The organism is Butyrivibrio sp. (genome assembly GCF_017635265.1).
Taxonomy (GTDB): domain Bacteria; phylum Bacillota; class Clostridia; order Lachnospirales; family Lachnospiraceae; genus Butyrivibrio.
The window spans coordinates 17,749-27,690 of sequence record NZ_JAGBLU010000048.1; the positions used below are offsets into that span (position 1 = coordinate 17,749).

A 9,942-nucleotide genomic window follows, 5' to 3' on the forward strand; every position below is an offset into this window, starting at 1 on the left:
TCATTTCTGCTCGTGTTTTGTCATTTTTAAAGAGCTTCGATAAATGCCTTTGCCATTTTGAGTAGAGTATCTGTGTTTGTTATTTTTCTATCCACAGACCTTGCACTGCCTGTGCTTCTGTTTTGATTCAACTTTGCCCCGTAAAGGATTCCTATCTGATTCCGGTCTACACCCAAATCCTTTATCTTTTCTGAAAGTTTACTGCACAGCTTCGCTTTTACATTACCAAGATATTCAGCCTCTTCACTGACTTCCGGCATCGAAGTTGTGATCATTCCTTTTATTAGTCCACTCTCTTCATAAAGACTGGCTGTTATAAGTCCATACTCAAAAGTCTGAATGCTTGCATCCATTCTTGATTTATTCGTGTCATCACTTTTTAATGTGATATGCATCGAAATGCTACTTCCATCTATTTCAACAGGAACATCAAAGGAGGCATTTTCCGATGCTTTTTGCATGACTGATATCTGTTTCTGCATGAGAGTTATAGCTCTTACATCAATGTAGCTGTCTTCTGCACTCATCAGAGTATCTGTAAGTTTTTCTGCAATTTGATCAAGCTTTTGTTTGTATGAATCTTCATACCCCTCCTCATCAAGCAGTGTTAGAAGATCTTCCTCTTCTTTTTTGATTGATTCATCAAACTCTGTTGCCTTATCCCAGAATTTTCCTCTTCTTCGCTCTCTTCTATTTTCAATAACAGCTTCCAGATTATTGAAATTTAACTCAATCTGTGTAGTCTCCGTTTCATCTATAGCAGCCTGGGCTTCCCTTGATGAGACCACTGCTCTGATATGTCTTAAGGTTTCAGTCCTATAAGCCTTCTCAAGTTCCTCATCAATTTCCTGCTTATCAAGATTTTGTGACAGCTCTTCTAATAGAGTTTTGTTTTTGGGATTAGCAACCTTAAGTTTTTCAGGTTCAAGATTTTCATATACTATATCGGCATGCGCCTTATAAAATATGAATGCAGATTCTATCTGTTCATCAATTCTTTCCCCTTCCACATTGCCAATGAGATCAAGACCTCCAAACTCATCATCTACCTTAAAATCAATTCCCTTCGCTGCCTTTATCTGCGTTCTTGTGGCATCAAGGAGATTTCCCAAAGTCATCTCTCTTCCGGTTTTTAAAAGGTCTCCTATTGCTTTATAATCATTTGCCTTTATGTTGTGGAAAAGCCTGTAAATACCGATAAATGATTTTCTTTCTTCCACGGTTATTCCATTCGTTTTTTCCAACTTATAAAGAAATTTTGCGTATTTCTCATCCGATTTTTTGCCGGAATCGTTATTATTATTTCCGAACTGATTTTGATCAAGCTCTTTTGATAATTCTTCTACAGTCATACCCAGAGGATTTTTCCCATGACGAATTAAATCCAGCACTGCTCCGGGTTTGAGTCTTTCTATCGTTTCTTTAAGTCTGAGATCGTACGCCCTGATTTTTTCAAAATTCTCTTCATTTATCTCAAGTGCATTGTAGCCCAAAATCCTTATAGCTCTTCTGTTGTCTTCAGTAATTTCTTTGCCAAGATCAGCAAGTATTTCATCTACATTTCTAAAGGCCTTTTTTATACTGTCTCCAAGATCTGCCCTTGGAGCAGTTTCCATTTTTTCATAGCCTTCTTTCGCCATCTTGTATTTCTGAGACAGTTCTAAAGAAATATCGCTGATTTCTGTAAGCGTTGCACTTTCAAACTGATCAAGTATAGCGCCGGTTACATCTGCAGGTCCCTGCCTGATAATATCTACTCTGGTCATTGTCATGCTTAAAACATATTCTTTATTGGCATCATTGACCTGAGTTTTCTCATCTATAATTTTTCCGGCTTCCTCATTTTGAAGAACTTTTAACTCTTCCTTTATGAGTTCTACAAGTTTTTCCATTGGCTTTAAGTCAATTGAAAAATCTTTGTCTGCCATTTTTATATTGGCGTCAGCGCTCATTTTTATTCTATTTTCTTCAAGCTCTAATCTGGTGCTCAACATCTTTTTTATCGAGCTTACCGGAGCATGCAGATTTGCATCTTGGGCCTCTTTTCCATCCGCTAAAGCTGCAGCAATAGCCTTGGCGCCAAGTTCCGTCGTCACAGGAAACTCTATCTCTTTAATATCAATTACTGCTTCAAAATTCTCTTTTGTAAGAGGTATTCCCTGCTCTATAGTCCATTTTGCTTGTTCTATTTTGCTCTCATCAGTCTTATCATATCCTGCTTCTTCAACTATCTTTTCAATCTGTGGAAGAACCTGCTCAACATCAAGGTTATCTGCCTTTTTGGCATAATATCCATAGCTATCCTGAGCATAGAAACCACGTCCACTTGCATTTTGTCCATTGGTACTGTGCTGTGCCAGATAGATATTATTTATCGTAGGCTCTTTTCCATTAACAACAAGGTATTTGACTGCAGAGTCATCTATTTTTTCAATATCTGAAATCTGCTCAAATGCCTGCTTCGCTTCAGTAACGTTTTTGGTTGTAACAGGAATATCATTTTCTGAAAAACTCTTTTGTAGCTCTGCTGCAAAAGACCTGCTGCCTGTAATCTTTTCAAGCTTATCCAGACTAAGATCATCATTGTAGCCTGTGATAACTTTACCGGATTCCAAGAGAACACTCTTTATTTTGTCCACAATTGTTACAGTTTCTGCACTATTTAAATTACCAAAATCAAATCCGCCTTCCAGTACAGCTGCATAGTCTTCATCTGACATGGTATTCGATAAAAGAGCCATATAATTATGATTGTTTTGAACATCCGTATTCTGTGCAAGCTTTTGAATATCTTCAAGATTTTTTCCATTCTGTGCATATGCATCGCTGCTATAAAAGCTTGAATCCAAGTCAACCAAAAATGATTTTACCTTTGGGGTTTCTGCTTTGGCTGCTCCTGTAAAAAATTTATTATCTACTTCCGTGCTTTTTATATTCTGTTCGTTTGCTGGCCTCTTATCGCCAATGGTTTGAAAAGATAAACTCATAATTGCCTTTCTACGAAAACTTGTTTATGCGAAAAAAGGTGATGGATATATCATCCATCACCTTCTATTTCGGCTCTTGTAAAAAAAATCTTAAGATTTCTTTTTTGTTTTCTTTGTCTGAAAAACGAAGACTTCTGCTCCATACGGAGGTAAGTCAAATGTTATACTGTAGTCTTTATAATCACAAAGTCCTTCAACAGCTTCTATTTTATTGGGGATATTACTGCCAAATCCACCATATTTCTTTTCTGCGCTATCCAATATATGAGTATATGTTCCGGCAAAGGGAACCCCCACCATAAAGCCTTTTCGCTCTACAGGAGTCATGTTAAGAACAAACAGGATGTTGTCCTTACCATTTATAGCTCTTCTGTAGAAGCTGTATGTACTGCGCTCCTTGTCATCGGCATTTATCCATTCAAATCCGCCCCAGTCATCATCAACCTCATAAAGGGCAGGGTATTTTCTGTAAATTTTAAGGAGTTCACCTACATAGTCCTTCATACCTCTGTTGAGGTCATTTTCGAGAAGGAACCAGTCAAGCTCTCTTTTTTCACTCCACTCTCTTTCCTGTCCAAAATCCTGTCCCATGAAAAGAAGTTTTTTGCCTGAATGTCCAAACATATATGTATATCCGGCGCGAAGATTAGCGTACTTATCGACCTTATATCCCGGCATTTTCTCAACCATTGAGCATTTAAGATGAACAACCTCGTCATGAGAAAGCGGTAAAATATAATTCTCTGAACTGTTATAGCTCATTGCAAAGGTCATCATATAATGGGCGCCCTGTCTGAAATAAGGATCAAGTTTCATGTACTCGCAAAAATCATGCATCCATCCCATGTTCCATTTAAAGGCAAATCCCAGTCCGTCTTCCTCCGGCGAAGCTGTAACCTTCGGCCATGCCGTTGACTCTTCTGCAATTGTAAGAGCCTGTGGATAAGTTCCTCTTACTACGCTGTTAAAGTGTTTAAAGAACTCAATCGCTTCAAGGTTTTTGTTATCGCCATATTTATTCGGAACCCACTGACCGTCTTTTTTACCATAGTCAAGGTATAGCATGGACGCAACAGCATCGACTCTAAGTCCATCTACATGGAACTTCCTTATCCAGAAAAGAGCATTCGCTATAAGAAAGTTCTTTACTTCAGGCTTTTCGAGATTGAATATCTTGGTTCCCCAGTCAGGATGCTCTCCTTTCCTTGGGTCCGGATGCTCATAGATACACTGTCCGTCAAAACATGCAAGGCCAAATTCATCTGTGGCAAAATGAGCAGGTACCCAGTCAAGGATAACACCGATGTTATTCTTGTGAAGCTTGTTCACCAGATACATAAAATCTTTTGGCTCTCCGTATCTGGATGTCGGAGCATAATATCCTGTAACCTGATATCCCCATGAACCGTCAAAAGGATGCTCCGCAATTCCTATAAGCTCAATATGGGTGTACTGCATTTCTTTTAAATACTCAACAATCCTGTCTGCAAACTGTCTGTATGTATAAAATCCATCCTCTGTTCCATCGGGATGTTTCATCCATGATCCAATATGACACTCATAAATTGATAAAGGCTGACGCTTTATGTCTTTTCCTTTATTGTTGTCAAACCACTTGGTATCCGTCCACTTAAAGCCGGAAAGATCTGTAGTCCTTGATGCATTTCCCGGACGAAGCTCTGCAAAATTGGCATAAGGATCTGCCTTATAAAGCTTTTTTCCATCCTGCGTTGTTATGAGATATTTGTACAGTTCTCCAATTCCCACTCCGGGAATAAAGCCGGTCCAAATGTTTCCGGTCTTTGTTCTTTCAAGTCTGTCTGCCGTTTCATCCCAGTTGTTAAAAGAACCTACTACATGAACATCAGCTGCATTGGGCGCCCATACGGCAAAGAAATATCCTTTTTTTCCCTTTTCCGTTGAAGGATGCGCTCCAAGCTTTTCATATATTTCATAATGCGTTCCCTGACCAAACAGATATTCATCTGCTTCGGAAATAAATACTTTTTCTGCCATAAACAGCCCCCTCAAATTTATAAAGTATTTAATGCATAAAATCTTTTTCTCTTAAAATGACCATGTCATTTTCATCATATCTTTTATTGACAATAACATCTACAAAATGAGATATAGTCCTTTTCTCTGCATAGTAAATAGCGTCATCAATAATATCTTTTACCTCTGATACCGTCACCTCATGATCAAGTGTCTGTCTCTCGGAAATTCTGGTGTGCAGAGCTAAAATTCCAAGGTTATCAATAGAATATTCTCTCTCTAAAGCATACTGCTTTGCGTAAGCTACAAGTGAGTCATCGTCAAGAGCTTCTATATCAACCCTTACGTTAAAGCTCTGTTTAAGAGACGGGTTCTTATCAAGGAATCTGTTCATATCTTCCTTCGTATCTTCCATTACGATGATAAGACCTTTATTCTCTTCCTGAAGTATCTTAAGCAATTCATTTACAGTCTCAGGCTCAAGATCTGCTGCCCTCTGTATGATCAGCGCTCCATTAGCAAGTTTGTCAAAAATACTTGCGGTACTCTTTTTATTTAGAGTATTGGCTGTTATCTTTGCAACCTTACCACTGAAATTTGAATCTGATGCCTGCACTGCCTTTATCAGACCTTTTGCAAGACTTACTGTTCCGGCACCTTCCTCGCCTGTCACAATGGCATTGCCGCTAAATGCATCCATACTCATGTTATCAATGGCATTGATGATCTGTCGCCTTGACCTTTTATGATGGATATATGGTCCAAAGAGTTGTTTTTCTTCAGGAGTCATTGTCCTTACGCGCTCTTCGATCTCTCTGTTTCCAATATGTCTCTTTGCGGCAACAATATCTGTCTTTTTATTCTTCTTATCTTTTTTCTTTTCTGTTATGTTTTTCTTAGAAGATTCCTGTGATTCTTTGATCTGCTTTGACTCTTCAGATGGCGCTTCTCCATCCTGTTCGTCTGAATCTTTTTCTACAGAATCATCATCTTCTTCATCTTCTTCAGAAGACTCTTTTGATTCCTCTTTGCTCTCTTCTTCCGGCTCCTCTAATTCATCAGATTCTTTGCTGCCCTGATCTTCGTTTTTGTCTTCTTCGGGCTCAATTGTCTTTTTATCTTCGAATTTTTCGGAATCTTTTGCATCTATAAGATCATCTTCCGCAATCTTTGTAAGTTCAGCTGTCTCATCAAGGAATACTTCTTCCTTTGTTTCTACAGTCTCACCTAACTCCTCAGATTTTATAACAACATCTACTGCATCATTTATTATGTCATCATGATTTCGTGACCAGTCACCCCTACCGGATGCTTTTTCATGACGTTCTTTTTTCAGAGCATCTGCTATAGCCTTTTCCATTTTCTCCTGGAGCCCGGCCTTGGTCTTTTCATCAAAATCAGCAAAAAGATCTCCCGTTTCTTCGGCAACAAGCTTCTTAACTCTCTCAAGCTGCTTCTCCTGCTGACTTTTCTTGTAAGCTTCCCAATTAAGCATGTACTCATCAATACTGATCTGGCCCGTAATCTGCTTTTCCACTTCAGGTTCCGGTTCTACTGCCATTGAAATCTGCCCGTCATATTCCTGTGAAAGGAAATTATCAAAATGACTTGGTGCCTGATAAGCAGCATTAGGATGAATAACGGCTCCCGGAACCTCATCTTCCAATGGCTTCTCATCATATACCGGCGCCTGAACAGCTTTTTCTTCACCAAGAATAGGACCATTTCCGCCATACTTTATTTCTATGTTCATAGATGGCTCATAAACAGGCCTGCCCAAAGTCTCCTGAACATTACTGTCAATATCTTCTTCTGTCTGAGGCTCTTGTTCACTTACATGTTCATCAGCTGCTACACCCTGCGCAAAAAGCTCCTGCATTCCCATATCAGACTCTGTATCCACTTCAAATATTTCTGAAGTAATTGGCTGAACCGGGCTCACCGGACTTGTCTCCTGATCTGTCACAGGTGTATAGTTAATCTCTTCACCGGAATCTCCGTCATTCATAACTGCCTTGAGATTTTCAGCAAGAGCTTCCTGAAGATTCATGGTGTTATAAGCACTAATGTCTACAGATGGTTCCTTTATCTCACTGATATGTGGATAAACAATCCTATCCATCTCTCTTGTAGGGCTGTCAGTAGAAATATCTGTAGCATAATAAGGCTCCTGCAAAGCCGGTTCTGCCGCAGATGCCTGTCCTTTTTCTGCATTGTATGCTGCTATATCTTCATCTGTGACAGGCGGCATCTCTTTAGTCGGCTGTTTGATCTCAACTGTTCTCGGATCATCATTGCCAACCTGATCGAGTGCCTTATCAAGCACAACACTCTTGTCAACAAATCCGCCATGGGATTGTTTATATCTGATATATCTATCCTGCTGTTCCTTGGAAAGCGGTTCATGAAGGGCTTTAAGTTCAAGTGCCTTCATAACATAGTTGCCATCTCCAAGCCACAAAAACATCTCGTCACAGGTTTCAATACATTCTGTAGTAAGACCTACGCGATGATACAAATAAGCGAGCTCATACACCCACTTTTCTTTATAATCATGTTTTTTGTACTCCTCAAGGACAGCAATTCTCTCTTCAAGGCTTACATCCTGAGCCTCATATAATTTGTACTGGAGAATGTATCTTCCTGTATCTCTCGGAGCTATTCTCACAAACTCTTTGTAATACTCAACAGCCTGCACAAACTCGCCCATCTTAATAGCAAGTTCACACAAAGAATAAACTATCGCCCTGCCGGTAGGGTGTCTATCATAAGCCATCAAAAGAACATCTCTGCTCTCTTCATATCGTCTGTTTATCTTATATAGATCGCTTATCATGCACAGCATTTGGACACTTCGCACTTTCTTCCAATCAATAGTGTCAGCGATCTTAACTGCGTCGGCAAATCTGCCTTCCCCAACCAGTGCCTTTATCTCGTCGGCTCTGATTTTGTACTCAACTTTATCCAAAATAACCACCTCTTTGGTGCTAAAAATACAATATATAGTGTTAGTTTATCATAGCACCACTGCTTTGTAAAATATCTGAAAGAAGCGCAAACTGTGATAATTCAAGAACTTCGCCCCTTGCCTTTTCGTCAATCCCCATTTTTTCAAGAGCCTGTTGAACCTGATCTCTTGTAACGTGCAAGGAAGGGTTGTTTGAAAGCGAATTAGACAATGTCTTCCTTCTTTGATTGAATGCTGTTCTGATAATTTCGAACATATACTTTTCATCTTTTACCTGAACAGGTCTGTTCTCATGTCTCTTGAGATATACAACTGCAGACCCGACTCCAGGCTGCGGTATAAAGCAGCTCGGCGGAACGTCCATAATGTTCTGTGCATTGGCATAGAATGCAACCGCAAGAGACAATGAACCATAGTCTTTGCTTCCGGGTCCCATTACCATTCTATCTGCTACTTCTTTTTGAACCATTACAGTAACGCTCTCAATAGGAACTCCGCTTTCAAAAAGTTTCATAATGATCGGGGTAGTGATGTAGTATGGAAGATTTGCAACTACCTTAATAGGTCTTCCGCCATTGTATTCATTGACTATAGCCTCTATATCAACCTTGAGAACATCCTCGTTTATAACAGTCACATTGTCGTACTCTGAAAGTGTATCAGCAAGAACAGGAATCAAGGTCTTATCAATCTCAACCGCTACAACTTTTCCTGCTGCCTCTGCGAGATATTGAGTGAGCGTTCCTATTCCGGGACCTATTTCCAGAACGCAGTCATCTTTGCTTACCCCGGCTGCGTCAACTATTCCCTCAAGGACATTGTCATTTATCAAAAAGTTCTGACCAAATTTCTTTTTGGCACTCATATTATATTTTGCAAGGACCTCTTTGGTCCTTGCGCTATTACCTAAATATGCCATTTATACCTCCGCAAGAATGTATCAACCAAACCATTTTAAATCCATACATTCTTGAATCAACAATTCAAGAATGCATCAACCAAGCCAATTTAAATCGACTTCGTCGATGAGGCTTGGTTGACTCTTCACTCATATTCTCACGAAATCCGCAGTATATGCGGATTTCTGAAATTTAGTTCAGGAAGCCATACATTCTTTTTGCATTTTCGTAAGTCTTTATTATTACTTCATCCTTATCCATGCTCTTTATGGAGGCAATGGCCTCAATTACGTATGGCAGGTTCAAAGAGCTGTTTCTTTTCCCTCTGAAAGGCTCCGGCGAAAGATAAGGGCAATCGGTTTCAAGTAAAATTCTTTCTATAGGAGTCTGCTCTACAACTTCCTTAAGTTTTTTTCCGTTTTTAAAAGTTATGACACCGCCAACACCGATATAAAAGCCCATGTCCACGCATATCTTTGCTACTTCTCTTGAGTAGGAAAAACAGTGCACTACTCCACCAATTTCCTCTGCATGTTCGCTCTTCATAATTTCAAGGGTATCTGCCGCAGCATCTCTTGAATGTATAATAACCGGAAGTCTTTCCTCTCTCGCAAGCTGTAATTGCCTTTTAAACCACTTCTTTTGAAGCTCAGGTGAAGGATCCGGCCAATGGTAATCAAGGCCAATCTCACCTATTGCTACGCACTTTGCGTCAGTGCTCCACTCTCTTAAAAGCTCTAAATTATCTTCATTAAGCTCTTCAACTTCACTTGGATGTACTCCAACTGCTGCATATATAAAATCATATTTATGGGCAAGCTCCAGTGCCTTGCCGGTTGATTCAATGCTTGCCCCAACATCAACTATATGATCAACTCCTGCATTCCTGACAGATTCAATAAGCTCTTCCCTGTCTATATCAAATTGCTCATCATCATAGTGAGCATGTGTATCAAATATCATTTTTTCTCCAAAAACACTTCTTTTAAGTTACCATAAATACAATACCACAAAAAAAGTGCTGTGAAAACCGCATAAATAGGGAGTTTTCTTCTTTTTTTAGAAAAAAATAAAAAAATTTTAAAAAAAGTAC

5 protein-coding genes are annotated in these 9,942 nt (G+C 39.4%); all 5 read right to left on the minus strand.

Annotation, left to right across the window (positions count from 1 at the left end; all coding sequences use genetic code 11):
• Positions 1–26 precede the first annotated feature (26 nt).
• Positions 27–2,987, minus strand: coding sequence for a DUF6240 domain-containing protein (locus J6O61_RS06445; RefSeq protein ID WP_292211007.1), 2,961 nt, complete (start codon positions 2,985–2,987; stop codon positions 27–29).
• 90 nt (positions 2,988–3,077) lie between these two features.
• Positions 3,078–5,003, minus strand: coding sequence for a 1,4-alpha-glucan branching protein GlgB (gene glgB, locus J6O61_RS06450; protein ID WP_292211009.1), 1,926 nt, complete (start codon positions 5,001–5,003; stop codon positions 3,078–3,080).
• Between the two features lie 28 nt (positions 5,004–5,031).
• Entirely contained in the window at positions 5,032–7,950 is a 2,919-nt protein-coding gene (locus J6O61_RS06455; RefSeq protein WP_292211012.1) for a tetratricopeptide repeat protein, read from the minus strand.
• Positions 7,951–7,990: 40 nt separating this feature from the next.
• Positions 7,991–8,869, minus strand: coding sequence for a 16S rRNA (adenine(1518)-N(6)/adenine(1519)-N(6))-dimethyltransferase RsmA (gene rsmA / locus J6O61_RS06460; RefSeq protein ID WP_292211015.1), 879 nt, complete (start codon positions 8,867–8,869; stop codon positions 7,991–7,993).
• Between the two features lie 172 nt (positions 8,870–9,041).
• Positions 9,042–9,812 carry a TatD family hydrolase gene (locus J6O61_RS06465; RefSeq protein WP_292211017.1) on the minus strand — a complete coding sequence of 257 codons (771 nt, stop codon included), beginning with the start codon at positions 9,810–9,812 and terminating at the stop codon, positions 9,042–9,044.
• Between the last annotated feature and the right edge of the window lie 130 nt (positions 9,813–9,942).

Excerpts from the sequence above, each read along its gene's own strand:
- glgB (WP_292211009.1), bottom strand. The coding sequence starts at position 5,003 with ATGGCAGAAAAAGTATTTATTTCCGAAGCAGATGAATATCTGTTTGGT.
- J6O61_RS06445 (WP_292211007.1), bottom strand. The coding sequence starts at position 2,987 with ATGAGTTTATCTTTTCAAACCATTGGCGATAAGAGGCCAGCAAACGAA.
- J6O61_RS06465 (WP_292211017.1), bottom strand. The coding sequence starts at position 9,812 with ATGATATTTGATACACATGCTCACTATGATGATGAGCAATTTGATATA.
- rsmA (WP_292211015.1), bottom strand. The coding sequence starts at position 8,869 with ATGGCATATTTAGGTAATAGCGCAAGGACCAAAGAGGTCCTTGCAAAA.